The 430-nt window shown below is 32.1% G+C and carries 1 protein-coding gene; it reads left to right on the forward strand.

Features of this window, described 5'->3' with window-relative positions; translation table 11 throughout:
* Positions 1–20: 20 nt before the first annotated feature.
* Positions 21–430: transposase (locus tag EZV73_RS28445; protein ID WP_240843941.1), on the forward strand; the 410-nt coding region annotated here is incomplete at its 3' end.

Consider the following 430-nt stretch of genomic DNA (forward strand, 5'->3'; position numbering starts at 1 on the left):
AAAACAATCAAAAGCCATCGATGCCCAGATATAAACACGAGAACAGGCAGATGACACCAACATTTTTGAAGAATGCTGTTAGGTTAAAGAACGAGACTATGTTGCTGTCTATTGGTAAAGTGATGAAAAAAGAGAACAATTTGAGATGCATTGAGATTAATCTTCCAAAGGAAGTCAGTTTATTTTTGTCAGATAAAAATATTAAGTCTACGACATTAAAGAAACTATCTGGTGGCAAGTATGAAGTGAAAGTAGTTTATGAAATTCATAAACCTAGATTAAGGAAGACGAATGAAGTGATGGCTATAGATTTAGGTGTTTCAAATTTAGCAGCCCTAACATTTAAGGAATCATTGGATCAGATTTTAATTGATGGTAATGTAATAAAAAGTAGAATTGCAACTTACAATAATCAAATTGCTGAACTTCA

Source organism: Acidaminobacter sp. JC074, from assembly GCF_022496765.1.
Taxonomy (GTDB): domain Bacteria; phylum Bacillota; class Clostridia; order Peptostreptococcales; family Acidaminobacteraceae; genus JABXKX01.